Origin of the sequence: Pseudomonas sp. SJZ078, from assembly GCF_007828255.1 — a bacterium.
GTDB lineage: Bacteria > Pseudomonadota > Gammaproteobacteria > Pseudomonadales > Pseudomonadaceae > Aquipseudomonas.
Window position 1 is genome coordinate 257714 of sequence record NZ_VIUG01000002.1, and the last position, 18866, is coordinate 276579.

At 60.9% G+C, this 18866-nt stretch carries 17 protein-coding genes; 8 read left to right on the forward strand and 9 right to left on the reverse strand.

Going from position 1 to position 18866, the window contains the following annotated elements; genetic code table 11:
* Positions 1-129: 129 nt before the first annotated feature.
* The 4 genes from FBY02_RS03110 to FBY02_RS03125 all read left to right on the forward strand — a co-directional run bounded on the left by FBY02_RS03110 (position 130) and on the right by FBY02_RS03125 (position 4903).
* On the forward strand, positions 130-1434 hold the full coding sequence (locus tag FBY02_RS03110; RefSeq protein ID WP_144923235.1) for a homoserine dehydrogenase: 1305 nt from the start codon (positions 130-132) through the stop codon (positions 1432-1434).
* Positions 1435-1539: 105 nt separating this feature from the next.
* On the forward strand, positions 1540-2949 hold the full coding sequence (gene thrC / locus FBY02_RS03115) for a threonine synthase (protein WP_144923238.1): 1410 nt from the start codon (positions 1540-1542) through the stop codon (positions 2947-2949).
* Between the two features lie 121 nt (positions 2950-3070).
* Positions 3071-4441 (forward strand): transporter substrate-binding domain-containing protein, encoded by a 1371-nt coding sequence (locus FBY02_RS03120; RefSeq protein WP_144923241.1) that lies wholly within the window; start codon positions 3071-3073, stop codon positions 4439-4441.
* A gap of 174 nt (positions 4442-4615) precedes the next feature.
* Complete coding sequence (locus FBY02_RS03125; protein WP_047702122.1) at positions 4616-4903, forward strand: DUF3509 domain-containing protein; 288 nt, start codon at positions 4616-4618, stop codon at positions 4901-4903.
* 215 nt (positions 4904-5118) lie between these two features.
* On the opposite strand, the gene FBY02_RS03130 is transcribed toward FBY02_RS03125, so the two are convergent.
* Entirely contained in the window at positions 5119-6318 is a 1200-nt protein-coding gene (locus FBY02_RS03130) for a CaiB/BaiF CoA-transferase family protein (RefSeq protein WP_144923244.1), read from the reverse strand.
* Between the two features lie 146 nt (positions 6319-6464).
* On the opposite strand from FBY02_RS03130, the gene FBY02_RS03135 reads away from it, so the two are divergent.
* From FBY02_RS03135 to FBY02_RS03145, 3 genes are all read left to right on the forward strand, one after another.
* Complete coding sequence (locus FBY02_RS03135; RefSeq protein WP_144923247.1) at positions 6465-7007, forward strand: YaeQ family protein; 543 nt, start codon at positions 6465-6467, stop codon at positions 7005-7007.
* 150 nt (positions 7008-7157) lie between these two features.
* The gene (gene recJ / locus FBY02_RS03140) at positions 7158-8867 is read left to right on the forward strand and encodes a single-stranded-DNA-specific exonuclease RecJ (protein WP_144923251.1); all 1710 of its coding nucleotides are present in this window, start codon (positions 7158-7160) and stop codon (positions 8865-8867) included.
* 228 nt (positions 8868-9095) lie between these two features.
* Positions 9096-10202 (forward strand): NADH:flavin oxidoreductase/NADH oxidase, encoded by a 1107-nt coding sequence (locus tag FBY02_RS03145; RefSeq protein WP_144923254.1) that lies wholly within the window; start codon positions 9096-9098, stop codon positions 10200-10202.
* Between the two features lie 107 nt (positions 10203-10309).
* Here FBY02_RS03145 and FBY02_RS03150 read toward each other — a convergent pair whose 3' ends face one another.
* Positions 10310-11941 carry a glucan biosynthesis protein D gene (locus tag FBY02_RS03150; protein WP_144923257.1) on the reverse strand — a complete coding sequence of 544 codons (1632 nt, stop codon included), beginning with the start codon at positions 11939-11941 and terminating at the stop codon, positions 10310-10312.
* Positions 11942-12308: 367 nt separating this feature from the next.
* Between FBY02_RS03150 and FBY02_RS03155 the strand changes: the two genes are divergently transcribed.
* Complete coding sequence (locus tag FBY02_RS03155; protein ID WP_144923260.1) at positions 12309-12494, forward strand: hypothetical protein; 186 nt, start codon at positions 12309-12311, stop codon at positions 12492-12494.
* A 41-nt stretch (positions 12495-12535) separates the two neighbouring features.
* On the opposite strand, the gene FBY02_RS03160 is transcribed toward FBY02_RS03155, so the two are convergent.
* The 7 genes from FBY02_RS03160 to ydcS all read right to left on the reverse strand — a co-directional run bounded on the left by FBY02_RS03160 (position 12536) and on the right by ydcS (position 18857).
* Entirely contained in the window at positions 12536-12835 is a 300-nt protein-coding gene (locus FBY02_RS03160) for a type II toxin-antitoxin system RelE/ParE family toxin (protein ID WP_144923263.1), read from the reverse strand.
* Positions 12810-13061, reverse strand: a complete 252-nt coding sequence (locus FBY02_RS03165; protein ID WP_144923266.1) for a CopG family ribbon-helix-helix protein — start codon at positions 13059-13061, stop codon at positions 12810-12812. Before FBY02_RS03165 ends, FBY02_RS03160 begins: the two co-directional genes overlap by 26 nt.
* Positions 13062-13209: 148 nt before the next feature.
* Entirely contained in the window at positions 13210-14634 is a 1425-nt protein-coding gene (locus FBY02_RS03170; protein ID WP_144923269.1) for a gamma-aminobutyraldehyde dehydrogenase, read from the reverse strand.
* Between the two features lie 147 nt (positions 14635-14781).
* Positions 14782-15600 carry an ABC transporter permease gene (locus FBY02_RS03175; protein ID WP_144923272.1) on the reverse strand — a complete coding sequence of 273 codons (819 nt, stop codon included), beginning with the start codon at positions 15598-15600 and terminating at the stop codon, positions 14782-14784.
* The gene (locus FBY02_RS03180; protein WP_144923275.1) at positions 15590-16534 is read right to left on the reverse strand and encodes an ABC transporter permease; all 945 of its coding nucleotides are present in this window, start codon (positions 16532-16534) and stop codon (positions 15590-15592) included. The genes FBY02_RS03175 and FBY02_RS03180 overlap by 11 nt, the downstream gene beginning before the upstream one ends.
* Before the next feature lies 1 nt (position 16535).
* The gene (locus FBY02_RS03185; RefSeq protein WP_144923278.1) at positions 16536-17573 is read right to left on the reverse strand and encodes an ABC transporter ATP-binding protein; all 1038 of its coding nucleotides are present in this window, start codon (positions 17571-17573) and stop codon (positions 16536-16538) included.
* Between the two features lie 132 nt (positions 17574-17705).
* On the reverse strand, positions 17706-18857 hold the full coding sequence (gene ydcS / locus FBY02_RS03190) for a putative ABC transporter substrate-binding protein YdcS (RefSeq protein ID WP_144923281.1): 1152 nt from the start codon (positions 18855-18857) through the stop codon (positions 17706-17708).
* Between the last annotated feature and the right edge of the window lie 9 nt (positions 18858-18866).

Below are 18866 nucleotides of genomic sequence, written 5' to 3' on the forward strand. Positions count from 1 at the left end.
TGGGCAATGTGCTGATGAAGAGCATGGCTCGGCGAAAACCTTCGCCGGGCCGTTAAACGCAGAGCCGCGTTGCTGCGCGGCTGTATTTCACGGCCGACCTTGTGTCGGCCGTTTCATGGGGAGTCAAGAGTGAATCCGGTCAAAGTAGGCATCTGTGGGTTAGGTACCGTCGGTGGCGGCACCTTCAACGTACTTCAGCGTAACGCCGAGGAGATTGCCCGCCGTGCCGGGCGTGGAATCCAAGTGGCACAAATTGCCATGCGTACGCCAAAGCCTCAGTTCCAGACGACCGGTATTTCGATTACCAACGATGTATTCGCCGTGGCAGCCAACCCTGAAGTCGATATCGTCATCGAGTTGATGGGCGGCTACACCGTGGCTCGTGATCTGGTGCTCAAGGCCATCGAGAACGGCAAGCACGTGGTCACTGCCAACAAGGCGCTGATCGCCGTGCACGGTAACGAAATTTTCGCCAAGGCCCGTGAAAAAGGCGTGATCGTGGCGTTCGAAGCCGCCGTGGCCGGCGGCATCCCGGTGATCAAAGCCATCCGCGAAGGTCTGTCGGCCAACCGCATCAATTGGGTGGCCGGTATCATCAACGGCACCGGTAACTTCATTCTCACCGAAATGCGCGAGAAGGGCCGGACCTTCGAGGACGTGCTCACCGAAGCCCAAGCCCTGGGTTACGCCGAGGCCGATCCGACGTTCGACGTGGAAGGCATCGATGCGGCACACAAGTTGACGATCCTGGCGTCCATCGCCTTTGGCATCCCGCTGCAGTTCGACAAGGCCTACACCGAAGGCATCACCCAGCTGACTACCGCTGACGTGAACTATGCCGAAGCCTTGGGCTATCGCATCAAGCACCTGGGGGTTGCCCGCAGCACCGCCAGTGGCATCGAGCTGCGCGTGCATCCGACGCTGATCCCGGCCGACCGCCTGATCGCCAACGTCAACGGTGTGATGAACGCCGTGATGGTCAACGGTGACGCCTCTGGCTCGACTCTGTTCTACGGCGCTGGCGCCGGCATGGAACCGACCGCCTCGTCGGTCGTGGCCGACCTGGTGGACGTGGTGCGTGCCATGACGTCCGATCCGGAAAACCGTGTGCCGCACCTGGCGTTCCAACCGGACTCGCTGTCGGCTCATCCGATTCTTCCGATCGAAGCGTGCGAAAGTGCCTACTACTTGCGCATTCAGGCCAAGGACCATCCGGGCGTACTGGCACAGGTGGCGAGCATCCTGTCGGAGCGCGGCATCAACATCGAGTCGATCATGCAGAAGGAAGTCGAGGAGCACGATGGCCTGGTGCCGATGATTCTGCTGACCCACCGTGTGGTCGAGCAGCGTATCAACGATGCGATCGCCGCGCTGGAGGCCCTGCAGGACGTCGTTGGCCCTGTAGTCCGTATCCGCGTAGAACATCTGAATTAATCAAAGCTGCAAGCTTCGAGCCTCAAGCTGCAAGTAAAAGCCGATCCGCTTTCAATTTGTAGCTTGCGGCTTGAAGCTCGAAGCTCAAACCAAAGGTTTGCCCTTATGCGCTATATCAGCACCCGCGGCCAGGCACCGGCCCTGAATTTCGAAGATGTCCTGCTGGCTGGGCTGGCCACGGATGGCGGCCTCTATGTGCCGGAGAACCTGCCGCGTTTCACCCAAGAGGAAATTGCCTCCTGGGCCGGCCTTCCGTATCACGAGCTGGCCTTCCGGGTCATGCGTCCGTTCGTCACCGGCAGCATCCCGGACGCCGACTTCAAGAAGATCCTGGAAGAGACCTATGGCGTCTTTTCCCACAACGCCATCGCTCCGCTGCGTCAGCTCAACGGTAATGAATGGGTGATGGAGCTGTTCCACGGCCCGACCCTGGCATTCAAGGACTTCGCCCTGCAATTGCTCGGTCGTCTGCTGGACTACGTGCTGCACAAGCGTGGCGAGCGCGTGGTCATTGTCGGCGCAACCTCCGGAGACACCGGTTCGGCCGCCATCGAAGGTTGCAAGCACTGCGAGAACGTCGACATCTTCATCCTGCATCCGCACAACCGCGTCTCGGAAGTGCAACGCCGGCAGATGACGACGATCTTCGGCGATAACATCCACAACATCGCCATCGAAGGCAACTTCGATGACTGCCAGGAAATGGTCAAAGCCAGTTTCGCCGACCAGGGCTTCCTCAAGGGCACACGGCTGGTGGCAGTGAACTCGATCAACTGGGCGCGGATCATGGCCCAGATCGTCTATTACTTCCATGCGGCCCTGCAGCTGGGCGGTCCGGCCCGTTCGGTGTCGTTCTCGGTGCCTACCGGCAACTTTGGCGACATCTTCGCCGGCTACCTGGCGCGCAACATGGGGCTGCCGATCAATCAACTGGTCGTCGCCACCAACCGCAACGATATCCTGCACCGCTTCATGAGCGGCAACCAGTACGTCAAAGAAACCCTGCACGCCACGCTGTCGCCCTCCATGGACATCATGGTGTCGTCGAACTTCGAGCGCCTGTTGTTCGACCTGCACGGTCGCAACGGTGCGGCGATTGCCGGCCTGATGGACAGTTTCCGCCAGGGTGGCGGTTTCAGCGTCGAGGCCGAGCGCTGGACCGAAGCCCGCAAGCTGTTCGACTCCCTGGCGGTGGACGACGCACAGACTTGCGAAACCATTGCCGAGGTGTTCGGGCAGAGCGGCGAGCTGCTTGATCCGCACACGGCCATCGGCGTGCGGGCTGCCCGTGAGTGCCGCCGCAGTCTGGATATCCCAATGGTGATCCTGGGGACCGCTCACCCGGTCAAGTTTCCGGAAGCGGTGGAGAAAGCGGGTGTAGGAAAAGCGCTTGAACTACCTGCACATCTTTCGGATTTGTTTGAGCGAGAAGAGCGCTGCACAGTGCTGCCTAATGACCTGAAAGCCGTGCAGGCCTTTGTCAGTCAGCATGGCAACCGTGGCAAGCCTCTCTGACCGCTGAAACCTGTCACATTTTGAAGCCCGTCTCCTGACGGGCTTTCTTGTTTCTGCATGCCAAACTGATCGGGTTTTCGCCCCTGGGAGGGACGGGCGAGTCATCTCGAAGGAAATGCAGATGTTGTTTTTTATCAAATGCAAACCAGCGCTGAGCTGGATGACAGGGCTGGCCTTGATGTGCTGGATGCAATGGAGCGTGGCGGCACAATTGGCAGCCTTTGAAGCGCCGCCGTTTCAGTCCGGCGAGCGGCTGGTGCTGGATGCGCAGGAATTGCAGTGGATCCAGGAACACCCCAGGGTCGTCGTGGCCTCGATGCAGTTTCCGGTGTACCTGTTCAAGAATGAACGTGGGCAATGGAACGGCCTGAACAACGACATCCTCCTGCGTATTGCGCGCATGACGGGCCTCGAGTTCGTGCACCGGGAGTCGTTCTCCCCCGACCAGTTACTGGCGATGCTGGAACGGGGCGAGGCCGATATGACGACCACCCTGGCGATGAACGACGAACGCCGGGATTTTCTCAACTTCAGTCACGCATTTGGCGGTTCCGGCTGGGTATTCGTCGGTCGCGACGGAGAGCCGGCGCTCCGTTCGCTGGAACAGCTGGAGGGAAAGGTCCTGGCGCTGCCAGCACGGCATGCCTTGGAGACGGAAATCCGCCGTGATCACCCTTCCGTCGCGCTGCGCACGGTCAAGACCTACGCAGAGGCGAGGGCCCTGGTCGAAAGTGGGGAAGCCCATGCCACCATCGAAAACGAGACCGGGGTGCATCTCTACCCGGCGGGACAGTTGAAGGTAGGGAAAAACCTCGATGGCAAATGGGAGCCGGACTATCTGGCCGTACGTCAGGATCTGCTGCCGCTGCTGAGTATCCTGAACAAGGCACTGGAAGCATTTCCGGCCGAGGAAATGCGTGCCCTGCGTTCCAAGTGGATGGCGGGTGTCATCCCCAGCAAGGCGCCGTCGCTTTGGTTGCGGGTGTCCCAATGGGGCTACTGGTGCGTCGTCGTGTTCGGCGTCTCCGGCCTTCTGTCGCTGCTGTGGAATCGCCGCCTGCAGATACAGATCGATCAACGCCACAAGGCCGAAGCCGTCCTCAGCGACCAGGTGATGCTCCAGAGGGCCTTGATGGATGCCATCCCCGATCCGATTTTCATCCGTGATCTGGAAGGGCGCTTGCTCATGTGCAACAAGAGCTACGAGGAACAGTTCGCGACTCGCTTCGAAAAGCTGCGAGGAACACGCCTGACCGATTGCCCCGCGTTTCCGGCGGCCACGGCTGAATTGTTGCATGGAGAAATGATGGAGCAACTGCGAACCGGACAGTCCCGCTTCAGCGACCGCCAGTTGATGTTCAATAGTGGATTACGGGATATCCACCATTGGTCGGTGCCATTCTACGGCGCCGATGGACAGTTGCGCGGTCTTCTGGGCGGCTGGAGCGATGCTGGGCGGCGATGGCGGCGTTCGCAGAGGATCCTGGCCTGATGCAAGCAGGCGATGAAAAATGGCGACCCGCGAAAGCTGTTCTTTCCCTGTCATATTGAACGCGCATGCTCGGTTGAACAGCGCCGGTTCGGTGCGCTGACGAACTTTCTACTGCGGCCCACGGTCATTTACTGTGTACACGCAGTTGTTTTCGGACTATTGAAGGGTGATCGAATGGAAAGTATCAGCCTATTGCTGGGTGAGGCTTTGAGCCCGTATCAGGTCACGCTGACCCCCTCCGGCGCCGGTGGCGAATGCCTTGTGACGCTGAAAAATGCTTCTGGAGCCATTATGGTTGAGAGGGTGTTCAATCAGGCGCAGTTGACCGACAAGCGTCAACTGACGGATGTGGTCGATGGTCTGCATCGGGATGTATTGATCGCCGAGGGGCGCCTGGAGCCCTGTGTGATCGCGGCACTGCGTAATCTGGATCGCGACAAGGTCATGACCGCAGCGAATTGAATGGCAGGTTGTGGGAACCTTCCTACCACCTGAGGAGTCAGACCTTTTACCAGCAAGATCGAGCATTGTGCTCCGGTGCTTGTCGCTTGTTGCACGGACCTCGAATGGTCACGTTTAACCCCGAGTCGTCTCCCCACTTCTCGGGGTTTCTTTTTGCCTATCGTTTGCCGCCTGGCGTGGAAATGCCTCAACGGACGGTTCCACGTTCGACAGCTTCAGATTGCCCCCTCCGCGCGCAGGCGAGCGACTTGCTGCGCGTCATAGCCAAGTTCGCCAAGCACCTGGGCATTATGTTCCCCCAGCGTGGGCCCGACCCATTCGGCGCTGCCCGGCGTGTCGGACAGTTTCGGTACGATACCCGGCATCTTGAACGCCTTGCCGTCTGGCAGCTTGGCTTGCAGGAACATTTCACGGGCCAGGAATTGTGGGTCGTTGAACATGTCTTCGGCGCTGAAGATCCGGCTGGCCGGCACTTCTGCACGGTTCAATTGTTCGATGACGGTATCGAGCGGCAGTGAATTGACCCAGCGGTCTATGACGCCGTACAGCTCGTCGCGGCGACTGTCACGGCCGTCGTTGCCGGCCAGTTGCGGATCATTGGCCAGGTCGTCACGACCGATGAGCTGCATGAACCGCTTGAAGATCGCGTCACCATTGGCACCGATCTGCACATGCTTGCCATCGGCGCTGGTGTGAATCGATGACGGGGTGATGCCGGGCATGATGTTGCCGGTGCGCTCGCGGATAAAACCGAACACGTCGAACTCCGGCACCATGCTTTCCATCATGGCGAATATCGCCTCGTACAACGCCACGTCCACCACTTGTCCGCTGCCGCCGTTGACTTCGCGGTGACGCAAGGCCATCAGTGCGCCAATCACGCCCCAAAGGGCGGCGATAGAATCACCGATGGAAATCCCGGTGCGCACCGGCGGACGGTCTTCGAACCCAGTGATGTAGCGCAGGCCGCCCATGGATTCGCCCACTGCGCCAAACCCAGGCTGATCTTTCATCGGCCCGGTCTGGCCGAACCCGGAGAGGCGCACCATCACCAGCTTAGGATTCAGTGCGTGCAGCACCTCCCAGCCCAGGCCGAGCTTTTCCAGTACGCCGGGGCGAAAGTTCTCGATCAGGATGTCGGCTTCGCCAATCAGCTGTTTCAGAATCGCCAGGCCGTTGGGGTGTTTCAGGTTCAGGGTCAAGGATTTCTTGTTGCGCGCCTGGACGAACCACCACAGGGAGGTGCCTTCATACAATTTGCGCCACTTGCGCAGTGGGTCACCGCCGTCAGGCGATTCGACCTTGACCACTTCGGCACCGAATTCCGCACAGATCCGCGAGGCAAAAGGCCCGGCGATCAGGGTGCCGAGTTCGATGACTTTGACCCCGGCAAGGGGTTTGGCTGTGAGCGACATGAAAGATCCTGTAGGACAAAACGGAACGAATGGAGCGTTTTATCATAGGCCAGCATCCGTCGCCGCGGGTTGATGGTCGGCAATTCGTGGATTTGCCGTTTCATCGGTTAGACTTGCCGCCTTTCCACGTATCAAGAAGCCCGTTCATGGCCCAGCCGTCCACGACCTACAAGTTTGAACTGAACCTCACCGACCTCGACCGCAACGTCTACGAGAATGTGAAGCAGACCATCGCCCGCCATCCTTCGGAAACCGAGGAACGCATGACTGTGCGGTTGCTGGCCTACGCGCTCTGGTACAACGAGCTGCTGTCGTTTGGTCGCGGTCTGTCAGATGTCGATGAACCAGCACTGTGGGAAAAAAGCCTGGATGACCGCGTGCTGCACTGGATCGAAGTCGGTCAGCCCGACGTCGATCGCCTGACCTGGTGCTCGCGCCGTACCGAACGCACCAGCCTGCTGGCTTATGGCAGCTTGCGGGTCTGGGAGGGCAAGGTGATCCCGGCGGTAAAGGGCCTGAAGAACGTCAACATCGCGGCTGTGCCCCAGGACGTGCTGGAAACCCTGGCCCAGGACATGCCCCGCGTGATCAAGTGGGATGTCATGATCAGCGAAGGGACAATATTCGTGACCGACGACCGTGGCCAGCATGAAGTCCAGTTGCAGTGGTTGCTGGGCGAGCGCGGTTGATCGGGCCACTGTGAAAGCGGGCTTGCTCGCGAATGCGGTGTATCAGTCGATGCGCGGCTGCATGCCGTACCGCATTCGCGAGCAAGCCCGCTCCCACATAAGCTTCTTCGCCAGAACTTCCATAATTAATAGAGAAATGTCTGTCCCCCCATGCGCATAGAACCCCGCCAGCTCCCCGACACCCTGCCGTTCCTCGGTGACCTGCCGCCCCTGCTGACCCGCCTTTACGCGGCACGCGGCGTGCAGTCCGAGGCCGAACTGGACAAGAGTCTGGCGCGCCTGATTCCCTACCAGCAACTCAAGGGCATCGATGCGGCGGTGGATCTGCTGGTGGTGGCCCTGGAGCAGCGCCAACGGATCCTGATCGTCGGCGACTTCGATGCCGACGGCGCGACGGCCAGTACCGTGGGCCTGCTGGGGCTGCGCCTGCTGGGCGCGGCCCATGTCGACTATCTGGTGCCCAATCGCTTCGAATACGGCTATGGGCTGACCCCGGAAATCGTCGAAGTCGCCCTGACCCGCGAGCCGCAATTGTTGATCACGGTGGACAACGGCATTTCCAGTGTGGAAGGCGTGGCGGCGGCGAAAGCGGCCGGGCTCAAGGTACTGGTAACCGACCACCACTTGCCGGGCATCGAGTTGCCGGCGGCCGATGCCATCGTCAATCCGAACCAGCCGGGCTGCGAATTCCCGAGCAAGGCGCTGGCCGGGGTCGGGGTGATTTTCTACGTGTTGATGGCGCTGCGCGCGCGGCTGCGCAGCCTGGGTTGGTACGCCAGCAAACCGCAGCCGAACATCGGTGAACTGCTGGACCTGGTGGCCCTGGGCAGTGTGGCCGACGTGGTGCCCCTGGACGCCAACAACCGGATCCTCGTGCATCAGGGGCTGGAGCGCATTCGCGCCGGGCGCGCGCGCCCCGGCATCAAAGCCATTCTGGAAGTGGCCAAGCGTGATCACTCGCGCATTACCTCCACCGATCTCGGCTTCATCCTGGGGCCGCGCCTGAATGCGGCGGGGCGCCTGGACGACATGAGCCTGGGCATCGAATGCCTGCTCACCGACGACGAGGCGCTGGCCAGGGAGATGGCCGCGCAACTGGATGGCATGAATCAGGATCGCAAATCCATCGAGCAGGGCATGCAGCGTGAGGCGCTGGCCCAGCTCAAGGAGCTGCCGGTGGAATCGATGCCGTTCGGCCTGTGCCTGTTCGATCCGCAGTGGCACCAGGGCGTCATCGGGATCCTTGCCTCCCGCATGAAAGAGCGTTACTTCCGTCCGACCATTGCTTTCGCCGATGCCGGAGACGGCATGCTCAAGGGCTCTGGCCGCTCGGTGCAGGGATTTCATATTCGCGACGCCCTGAGCGTCGTGGCGGCGCAACATCCGACCCTGATCACCAAGTACGGCGGGCATGCCATGGCGGCAGGACTGTCATTGCCAGAGGCGAATTTCCCGTTGTTCGCCGAGGCTTTCGATGCGGAAGTGCGCAGGCAGTTGCGTGAGGAAGACCTGACCGGGCGGCTGTTGTCGGATGGCACCCTGGCGGTGGAAGAGTTTCATCTGGAACTGGCCCGGGCGCTGCGTCATGCCGGACCCTGGGGCCAGCATTTTCCAGAGCCGATGTTCCACGGTGTGTTCCAGCTGGTGGAGCAGCGAGTGGTGGGCGAGCGGCACCTGAAGGTGGTCCTCAAGAGCGAATGCGGTTCGGTGAAGCTCGACGGCATCGCCTTTGGCATCGACCGCGACGTCTGGCCGAACCCGACCGTACGCTGGGTTGAACTGGCCTACAAACTCGACCTCAACGAGTTTCGTGGTCAGGAAACGGTGCAGTTGATGATTGCCCATATCGAGCCGCGGTAGGCACATGGATTTCCGGGGGCGATGATCTTCCCTCGCCACAGGAGCTTGTTTTAAACGCGGAACCCTGCCTTATCCCACGTTGTCGACTAGGCTCTAAACACTGGTTGATAGCCCTTGTGACGTCTTGTCCATTTTCTTTGCCCGCGGGGGCGGGTGCTGCACCTTTTGTCACTCGTCGACTTTTCAAACAGAACCTGGAGCCTGCCCACTGATTCGAAGAGGTGCCCCATGAGTCTGCTGCTTGAACCCTATACCGTACGCCAATTGACCCTGCCCAATCGCATCGCGGTATCACCGATGTGCCAGTATTCGAGTGTCGATGGCCTGGCCAACGACTGGCATCTGGTGCACCTCGGTAGCCGTGCCGTGGGCGGCGCCGGCCTGGTGTTCACCGAAGCCACCGCCGTCACCGCCGATGGCCGCATCACCGCCCAGGACCTGGGGCTGTGGAACGATGAACAGATCGAGCCCCTGCAACGCATCACGCGTTTTATCACCGCCCAGGGCGCAGTGCCGGGCATTCAACTGGCCCACGCCGGGCGCAAGGCCAGTACCTGGCGGCCCTGGTTGGGCAAGCATGGCAGCGTGAAGCCTGCGGATGGCGGCTGGGTGCCGGTCGGTCCCTCGCCGATTGCCTTCGACCCGCAGCACACGCAGCCGTCTCAACTGGACGAAGGACAGATCAACGCCGTCATCCAGGCGTTCGTGGAGGCGGCCAGACGCGCCTTGACGGCCGGGTTCAAGGTGGTCGAGGTCCACGCGGCCCATGGTTACCTGCTGCATCAATTCCTGTCTCCGCTGAGCAATCAGCGGCGCGATCAATATGGTGGGTCGTTCGAGAACCGTATCCGGCTGGTACTGCAGGTCACCGAAGCGGTCAGGGCCGTATGGCCCCAGGAGTTGCCGGTGTTCGTGCGCGTCTCTGCCACCGACTGGGTCGAGGACGGCTGGAATCCCGACGAGACTGTCGAGTTGGCGCGGCGATTCAGGGTGTTGGGGGTGGATCTGATCGATGTGTCATCGGGCGGTACCGCGGCGAATGCGGAAATCCCGACCGGTCCGGGTTACCAGACGCGTTTTGCTGAACGGGTGCGCAAAGAGTCGGAAATCGCCACCGGCACCGTTGGCATGATTACCGAACCGGCCCAGGCCGAGCACATCCTGCGCACCTGCCAGGCCGACATCATTTTCCTGGCCCGCGAGTTGTTGCGCGACCCCTACTGGGCGTTGCATGCCGATGATGACCTGGGTGGGCGCAAGGCCGTCTGGCCGGCGCAGTATCAGCGGGCGACCCATCGGGACCAGCCGATCCATGAGTCGGATCTGCGGGACTGAGTGCCCAGTAAAGCAAAAAGCCCCGGTCGTCATTGGCCGGGGCTTTTTCATCTCTGCGATCATTGGTGCCTGTACTGCCGTCTTCGCGAGCAAGCCCAGGCACCCGATCACTGTCCGGGATACTTGCGCTTATCCGGTGCGGGCGGGAAGTACTGGTACAGCCAGGTCTCGCTCAGGGTCCGGTCCTTGCTGCGAATGAACAGGCGCATCTGCACCGGGTCCACGCGGTCATCGGTCGGGTACCAGTCGAAGGTGATGCGATAGCCCTTGATCGCATCCATTACCAGCACGTTGAAGTCTTTCACCTCGCCATGGGAGCAGGTCACCACTGGTTCGATACCGGTTCCAGGAGGTAGCTGGTCGAGACCGCCGCCACTGAAGTCCACTGCAAAGCGTCGGGCCCAGACGGTCGGGTAATGCTCGCCCGGTGCCCAACCTTCGATGAACCCCCCCATGCCGGAACGGCTCGCGTGGACCTGGGCCAGCTCGGTGCTTACCGGTGGCAGGGCGCTCCAGTAGAGTTTGTAGCCGTAGTTCAGCGAATCGCCGGCCGCGACCGGTTTCTTCGGCGACCAGAACGCGACGATGTTATCCAGGGTTTCGCCGGTTGTAGGAATTTCCAGCAGATCCACAGAGCCTTCACCCCAGGCCGTTGTCGGCTCGACCCACAGGCTTGGGCGCTTGCTGTACCAATCGACCGTGTCCTGGTAGCTCTCGAAGCTATGGTCGGTCTGCACCAGGCCGAAGCCTTTCGGATTCTTGTCGGCAAAGGCGTTGAATTGCAGGGTGGCGGGGTTGTTCAGCGGACGGCAGACCCATTCGCCGTTGCCGCGCCACATGGCCAGTCGGTCGGAGTCGTGGATCTGCGGGTGAATGGTGTCGCACATGCGTCGCTCGACGGTGCCGCAACTGAACATGCTGGTCATCGGCGCAATGCCCAATTGCTCGATGGCGGTACGCGCATTGATATGGGCGTCGACTTCCATCACGACCCGTGTGGGCTGGCAATCGATGTCAAAACGATAAGCGCCGGTGGCGCTGGGGGAGTCGAGCAGGGCATAGACCACGAAACGGGTGCTGTTCTTGTCCGGGGTTTCGAACCAGAACTGAGTGAAATCCGGAAATTCTTCGCGGTGCTTGGCATACGTATCGATTGCCAGTCCGCGGGCCGAGAGCCCGTACTGACCAGTGGCGTCCACGGCGCGGAAATAACTGGCACCCAGAAACGAAACGATGTCGTGGCGATCCAGTTCCGGCGCCTTGAAGGCGCGGAACCCGGAGAACCCCAGGTCACCCTTCAGTTGCGCGGTGTTGACCGTGGTTTTCTCGTAGTTGAACAACTCCGGGCGGAAGTGTACTTCACGGGCCAGGCGGCTCTTCGGATCGACACTGTGCATGCGCACCGGCTGCTTGAACCCCATGCCGACGTGAAAAAACTGTACGTCAAGTTGGCCATCCAGCTCATTCCACAGCGAATGGTTGGCGTCATACCGGATAGCGTTGAACTGCAGTGGCGACATCATAGCCAGTGTTTCTGGCAAGACTTGCTTGGTATCGACGTACCGTTGTCCGGCCAGCCGCTTGGCCTGGTCTTTCAAGGTCTTGAAGTCGAAGGGACGGGCTTCGCCGTCTGCCGTCTGATCGGCGGCCCAGGCTCGTGCGGCCATGAGGCCTGAAGCCGTGAGTCCGGTATAGGCGGCAAAAGCCATGGAGGCCTTGAGCAGGTTCCTGCGATGCATAAATACAACCTTTCTCGAAACAATCCCCAGCCGTTCCTGGCAACAGGGACTGATACAACTGATAAAGGAGTTCGGACATGCCTTTGGCCAAACGAACGTTAAAACAGATGCCTGAGAACCGGATCGGTTCACCGAGGCGCAAAATCATAGGGGATACGTCGACGACTGAGAAAAGGAAAGCGTGGCTCGGTTAAATTTCCTTACAGATATTTCTTTTTTCTTGGAGGCCTCTGCATTTTTTTGACTAATTACTCTAAAACTGCCTCCTCGCTGTGTGAATCGCCCCTATTCTTAGCTTGGCAAGGGGTTCCGTCCGCGGGCCCGGCAGGCTCCGGGAATCAATTCGACGTACACAAGGACACCGTTCATGACGAAACTACAGGGCATTGCCGAAATGCTGGGGCTTCTTCCATGCCTGCATAGCGCGCGCCGGACGCGGCGCCTTAGCCTGGAGGAACTGCGACTGGTGGAACGCTACCGCGAGCTGTCGGAAAACGACCGGATCGCCATGCGTTACCTGGTGGATGCGATGAGGAGTGTTTCGCGGTTTTGAGCCGGTTGTCGTACTGGAGCCGGTCCGGGCGGCGTCAATGCTTATTCCATCGACCAGTCCCGGGGACGTTCTGTGCGCTGGTGCAATATGCGCAGGATCTGCAATTGATCTTGCACGACCCGGTAAGGTGCAACGAATGGGTAGCGTGTCAGCACCAGTTCTCGAACATCCGGAACGACTGAAGGACGGCCGCAGCCGGGGAAACGCTGCAGCTGTTGCAGCGCCTCCAGAATGAAGGTGATGACATCGGTGGCGTCTTGCGTGCCGATGGCACCCTGATAGTGTTCATGAATCGAATCGAGGTCACTTTGTGCTTTATCTGTCAGTACGATGCGCAGCACGCTTTGCCCACTTAGCCTTCACGGCATCCAGATCGGTCAGATTTCCAGCGTCGGCATCTGCCATGCCTTCGCTGATGGCTTGCAGATGCCAGGACTCGGCTTCCACATATCGGACCAGTGCACGCTTGAGGTGATACTGACGGTCGCGCTCGGTGGCGGCGGCTAACAAGTCCAGCTGCTGGGCCAGACCTTCTTCCACACGAAACGACAAAACAGGCGAGGCCATGAGAGATACCCTTGGGTGTATACGTTGTAGACAACCCTAGGGCCTGCCAGGATTTCCGTCAACCAGCGAGGGTGCACCGGTTGACGGAAACCTTAGCAAGACCAAGGCGGGCAGGCTGTGAGCATGTGTTTCCAGATACTTATTGCGCTCAATGCTTGAACATCACATGCCGTACCACTGTGTAGTCCTCCAGCCCGTACATGGACATGTCCTTGCCATACCCGGAATGTTTCTGACCACCATGGGGCATTTCGCTGACGAGCATGAAGTGGGTATTCACCCAGGTGCAGCCGTATTGCAGGCGTGCCGAGAGGCGATGGGCCCGGCCGACGTCGCGGGTCCATACCGATGAGGCCAGGCCGTAGTCCGAATCATTGGCCCAATCCAGCACCTGGGCTTCATCGAGAAACGGCGTGACGGACACCACCGGGCCGAAGACCTCCCGGCGCACGATCTCGTCGTCCTGCTGGGCATCGGCCAGTACCGTCGGTTCGAAGAAGAATCCGTTGCCGTCCACGGCCTTGCCACCGGTGATCAAACGGATATGCGGCTGGGCGATGGCGCGCTCGACGAGCCCGGCCACGCGGTCGCGATGCTGGGCGGTGATCAGCGGGCCCATCTCAGTGTCCGGTGCGGTTTGCAGACCGTACTTGATGCTGCCCACCGCGGCGCCGAGTTTTTCGACGAACTGGTCATAGACGCCTTGCTGGGCATAGATGCGACAGGCAGCGGTGCAATCCTGGCCGGCATTGTAGAAACCGAAGGTGCGGATGCCTTCCACGGCGGCGTCGATGTCGGCGTCGTCGAAGATGATGACCGGGGCCTTGCCGCCCAGTTCCATGTGGGTGCGCTTGACGCTGTCGGCGGTGCTGGAAATGATGTGCGAGCCAGTGGCAATGGAGCCGGTCAGCGAGACCATGCGCACTTTCGGATGAGTGATCAGCGGCTGGCCGACGGTCTGCCCACGACCGAACACCACGTTGAGTACACCCGCCGGGAAAATCTCCGAGGCCAGCTCCGCCAGGCGCAATGCCGTCAGGGGCGTCTGTTCCGATGGCTTGAGTACCACGGTATTACCGGCGGCCAGGGCCGGGGCGATTTTCCAGGCAACCATCATCAGCGGATAGTTCCAGGGCGCGATGGAAGCAATCACGCCCACCGGGTCGCGACGGATCATCGAGGTATGCCCCGGCAGGTATTCGCCTCCCGCCGAGCCGTTCATGCAGCGACTGGCGCCGGCAAAGAAACGGAACACGTCGGCGATGGCCGGGATCTCGTCGTTCAGGGCGGCGCCCAGGGGTTTGCCGCAGTTGTCCGATTCCAGCTTCGCCAGTTCTTCGCCATGGGCTTCAATGGCGTCGGCCAGTTTGAGCAGCAATAGGGAACGGTCCTTGGGCGGGACCTGCGACCAACTGTCGAAGGCGTCATCGGCTGCGCGCACGGCGGCATCGACCTGGGCTTCGCTGGCTTCGTTGATTTCCACCAGCACCCGACCCAGCGCCGGGTTGAACACGGCCTGTCCGGGACCTTCGCCGTTCACCAGGCGACCGTTGATCAGCAGTTTGGTTTGCATGTCCATGTCCTCTTGAGTCTTGTTTGTGGTCTTGGTGGGAGCGGGCTTGCTCGCGAATGCGGTGTGTCATCCAACCTATCCATGCCTGAAACACCGGCTTCGCGAGCAAGCCCGCTCCCACAGGCGATCTGGTTATCCATTGGCGAGTTATTTCCCCCCGCTACCCGCCACACTCTCACTCCCTCGGGTCAAGTAATAGGCGCCGAGTATCGGCAGCATGGTCACCAGCATCACCAGCATGGCGACGACGTTGGTTACCGGCACGTCGCGGGGGCGGCTGAGCTGGTTGAGCAGCCAGAGCGGCAGGGTGCGTTCGTGGCCGGCGGTGAAGGTGGTGACGATGATTTCGTCGAACGACAGTGCGAACGCCAGCATGCCGCCGGCCAGCAGGGCCGAGCCGAGATTGGGCAGGATGATGTAGCGGAAGGTCTGCCAGCCATCCGCCCCCAGGTCCATCGAGGCCTCGATCAGGTTGTGGGAGGTGCGGCGCAGCCGGGCGATGACGTTGTTGTAGACGATCACTACACAGAAGGTCGCGTGGCCGACGACGATGGTGAATATGCCCGGTTCGATCCCCAGGGTCTTGAATGTGGCCAGCAACGCGATGCCGGTGATGATCCCCGGCAGGGCAATGGGCAGGATCAGCATCAGCGAAATCCCCTGCTTGCCGAAGAAGTCGCGGCGGTACAGCGCGGCCGAGGCCAACGTGCCGAGCACCATGGCGATCAGAGTGGCGATGCTCGCCACCTGCAACGACAACTTGATCGCCTCCAGTACATCCGCACGGGCGAAAGCCACGCTGAACCATTTCAGGGTCAGGCCCTTGGGCGGGAAGCTGAACGCGGCGTCCTCGGTGTTGAAGGCGTAGAGGAAGATGATCAGGATCGGGAAGTGCAGGAACACCAGCCCGCCCCAAGCTGCGATGCGCAAACCCCATGAAGCCCGGGATGAAGAATCAGAGTGCATCGAAAGCCCCCAGGCGCTTGACGATAGACAGGTAAATGGCGATCAGCACGATGGGCACCAGCGTGAAGGCTGCGGCCATGGGCATGTTGCCGATGGCGCCTTGCTGGGCGTAGACCATGCTGCCGACGAAATAGCCCGGTGGGCCCACCAGTTGGGGCACGATGAAATCCCCCAGGGTCAGCGAAAAGGTGAAAATCGAACCGGCGGCGATGCCCGGGACCGACAGCGGCAGGACCACTTGCATGAACGTCTGGCGGGGCCTGGCGCCCAAGTCCGCCGAGGCTTGCAGCAGCGAGGGCGGCAGGCGCTCCAGGGACGCCTGGATCGGCAGGATCATGAACGGCAGCCAGATATAGACAAAAACCAGGAAACGTCCCAGGTGCGACGTGGACAACGTGCTGCCGCCGACGCCGGGGATGCTCAACACGAACTGCAACACCGGCTCCAGGCCAAGGTGCTGAATGAACCACTGCGCCACGCCGCCCTTGGCCAGCAATAATGTCCAGGCATAGGCCTTGACGATGTAGCTGGCCCACATGGGCAACATCACCGTGATGTAGAAAAACGCCTTGGTCTTGCCGCTGGTGTAGCGCGCCATGTAATAGGCGATGGGGAACGCGACGACGGCGCTGGCGATGGACACCGCGATGGCCATGCTCACGGTGCGCAGGATGATGTCGAAGTTCGACGGTTGGAACAACGCCGCGAAATTCGCCAGGGTCAGGTCGGGTGTGACTGCCATGGTGAAATCGTCGAAGGTATAGAAACCTTGCCACAGCAAGGTCAGCAGTGACCCCAGGTAGATCGCGCCGAACCAGATCAGCGGCGGCACCAGCAGCATCGACAGATACAGGTTGGGTCGCCGGTAGAGCAGGTTGGAAAACCGTCGCAGCGAGCCTGGCGCGGGTGTCCGGGGCAGGGCTAGTGTGTTCATCTCAGGCCTCGCCGCCGACGGTATCGTGCAGAGCGATCATCGCCTCGCGGGCCCAGCGGACCGTGAGCTGCTGGCCGGTCTGGTGCAGGGCGCTGCTGTCGGTCCACTGAGTGTTGGCCTGGCTGAGATTCAGGGTCTGGCCGTTTTCCAGTTTCAACTCGAAGCGGGTGGCGCTGCCCTGGTATTGAATGTCGTGAAGCAGTCCCTGGACTTCGATTTCATGGCCGCCCAACGGGCCCTCGGCGAAACGCACATGTTCCGGGCGGATCGAAAACGGCTGTGGATAACCGCTCAGCTGTCGCGCCAGCTCGCCGCGAATCACGTTCGAGGTACCGACAAACTCCGCGACGAAGGTGGTCGCCGGTTTCATGTACAGGTTGCGCGGCGTATCCACCTGCTCGATGCGGCCCTTGTTGAACACCGCCACCCGGTCGGACATTGACAGGGCCTCGGTCTGGTCATGGGTGACGAAAACGAATGTGATACCCAACTGGCGTTGCAGTTTCTTCAATTCGCCCTGCATCTGTTCGCGCAGCTTCAGGTCGAGGGCCCCCAAGGGTTCGTCCAACAGCAACACCCGCGGGCGATTGACCAGTGCACGCGCCAGGGCTACGCGCTGACGTTGGCCACCGGAGAGTTGCACCGGTTTGCGCTCGCCATAGCCGCCCAGGGCCACCATCTCCAGAGCTTCGTCGGCGCGCTGGATTCGCTCCACCTTGGCGACGCCTTTGACTTTCAGGCCGTAGGCCACATTGTCGCGCACGTTCATGTGGGGAAAGAGCGCGTAATCCTGGAACACCGTATTGACGTCCCGTTGATAGGGCGGCAATCCGGCGGCCTCTTCGCCATGGATGCGGATGGAGCCGGCGCTCGGCTGTTCGAAACCGGCAATCAGCCGCAGGCAGGTGGTCTTGCCCGACCCGGAGGGGCCCAGCATGGAAAAGAATTCGCCGTCCTCGATGTCGATGGAGACCCGGTCAACGGCCTTCACCTCGCCGAATTGACGGGAAACCTGGGTGAACTGGACTGCGAGTGTCATGGTGCGGTGCTCCATAAGCGCAACTGCTGTTGAATCATTAATGATGACGGGCACCGAACCTGTGGCGAGGGGACAAATCCCCTCGCCACAAAGGCAGTGTTCGTCGCCACTTTTCGTGGCGACGGAATAACCCTACCGCCCGCCCATGATTGCGATGTAATCCTGGGTCCAGCGGCTGTACGGCACGAACTTGCCGCCCTCGGCCTGTGGGGTTTTCCAGAAGGCGATCTTGTCGAACTGGTCGAAGCCGTTGGTCTTGCACCCTTCGGCCCCCAGCAGCTCGCTGCCTTGGCACGCCGCGGGCACTGCCGGCAAGGAGCCGAACCAGGCAGCCACGTCACCCTGGACCTTCGGTTGCAGCGACCAGTCCATCCATTTGTAGGCACAGTTGGGGTGCTTGGCCTCGGCGTGGAGCATGGTGGTGTCGGCCCAGCCGGTGGCGCCCTCCTTCGGAATGGTCGAGGCGATCGGTTGTTTTTCGTTGATCAGGCCGTTGACCTGGTACGGCCAGGCGCCGGACGCCACCACGCCTTCGTTCTTGAAATCACTCATCTGCACGGTGGTGTCATGCCAGTAGCGGTGTATCAACGGTTGCTGGGCCCGCAGCAGCTCCAGCACGGCTTTGTACTGGGTTTCGTCGAGTTGATACGGATCCTTGATGCCCAGCTCGGGCCTGGCCGTCTTGAGGTACAACGCCGCATCGGCGATGTAGATCGGCCCGTCGTAGGCCTGCACGCGTCCCTTGTTCGGCTTGCCATCGGGCAGGCTCTGGGCGCTGAACAACACGCTCCAACTGGTGGGCGCCTGCTTGAACACGTCGGTGTTGTACATCAGCACGTTCGGCCCCCACTGATACGGCGTGCCGTAGGTCTGCTGGTTGACCACGTACCACGGCGCGTCCTTGAGGCGCGGATCGAGGTTCTTCCAGTTGGGGATCAACGCGGTATTGATCGGCTGCACCCGCTTGCCGGCGATCAGTCGCAACGAAGCATCGCCTGAAGCGGTGACCAGGTCGTAGCCACCCTTGCTCATCAGGCTGACCATCTCGTCGGAGGTCGCGGCGGTTTTCACATTGACCTTGCAGCCGGTTTCCTTCTCGAAACCGGTCACCCAATCGTAGGCCTTGTCGCTTTCGCCCCGTTCGATGTAACCCGGCCAGGCGACAATATCCAGCTGGCCTTCGCCCGCGCCGACGGTCTTTAGCGGTTCGGCGGCCTGGACGCTGACGCTGGTCAGCAGCGCCAGGGTGATTGCACTGAGCAATACGGTGTTGTGCGCGTACATGGGAATCCC

What these genes read in the sequence shown, in the direction of transcription:
- thrC (WP_144923238.1), top strand. Translation starts at nt 1,540, where the DNA reads ATGCGCTATATCAGCACCCGCGGCCAGGCACCGGCCCTGAATTTCGAA.
- FBY02_RS03120 (WP_144923241.1), top strand. Translation starts at nt 3,071, where the DNA reads ATGTTGTTTTTTATCAAATGCAAACCAGCGCTGAGCTGGATGACAGGG.
- FBY02_RS03125 (WP_047702122.1), top strand. Translation starts at nt 4,616, where the DNA reads ATGGAAAGTATCAGCCTATTGCTGGGTGAGGCTTTGAGCCCGTATCAG.
- FBY02_RS03130 (WP_144923244.1), bottom strand. Translation starts at nt 6,318, where the DNA reads ATGTCGCTCACAGCCAAACCCCTTGCCGGGGTCAAAGTCATCGAACTC.
- FBY02_RS03135 (WP_144923247.1), top strand. Translation starts at nt 6,465, where the DNA reads ATGGCCCAGCCGTCCACGACCTACAAGTTTGAACTGAACCTCACCGAC.
- recJ (WP_144923251.1), top strand. Translation starts at nt 7,158, where the DNA reads ATGCGCATAGAACCCCGCCAGCTCCCCGACACCCTGCCGTTCCTCGGT.
- FBY02_RS03145 (WP_144923254.1), top strand. Translation starts at nt 9,096, where the DNA reads ATGAGTCTGCTGCTTGAACCCTATACCGTACGCCAATTGACCCTGCCC.
- FBY02_RS03150 (WP_144923257.1), bottom strand. Translation starts at nt 11,941, where the DNA reads ATGCATCGCAGGAACCTGCTCAAGGCCTCCATGGCTTTTGCCGCCTAT.
- FBY02_RS03155 (WP_144923260.1), top strand. Translation starts at nt 12,309, where the DNA reads ATGACGAAACTACAGGGCATTGCCGAAATGCTGGGGCTTCTTCCATGC.
- FBY02_RS03165 (WP_144923266.1), bottom strand. Translation starts at nt 13,061, where the DNA reads ATGGCCTCGCCTGTTTTGTCGTTTCGTGTGGAAGAAGGTCTGGCCCAG.
- FBY02_RS03170 (WP_144923269.1), bottom strand. Translation starts at nt 14,634, where the DNA reads ATGCAAACCAAACTGCTGATCAACGGTCGCCTGGTGAACGGCGAAGGT.
- FBY02_RS03175 (WP_144923272.1), bottom strand. Translation starts at nt 15,600, where the DNA reads ATGCACTCTGATTCTTCATCCCGGGCTTCATGGGGTTTGCGCATCGCA.
- FBY02_RS03180 (WP_144923275.1), bottom strand. Translation starts at nt 16,534, where the DNA reads ATGAACACACTAGCCCTGCCCCGGACACCCGCGCCAGGCTCGCTGCGA.
- FBY02_RS03185 (WP_144923278.1), bottom strand. Translation starts at nt 17,573, where the DNA reads ATGACACTCGCAGTCCAGTTCACCCAGGTTTCCCGTCAATTCGGCGAG.
- ydcS (WP_144923281.1), bottom strand. Translation starts at nt 18,857, where the DNA reads ATGTACGCGCACAACACCGTATTGCTCAGTGCAATCACCCTGGCGCTG.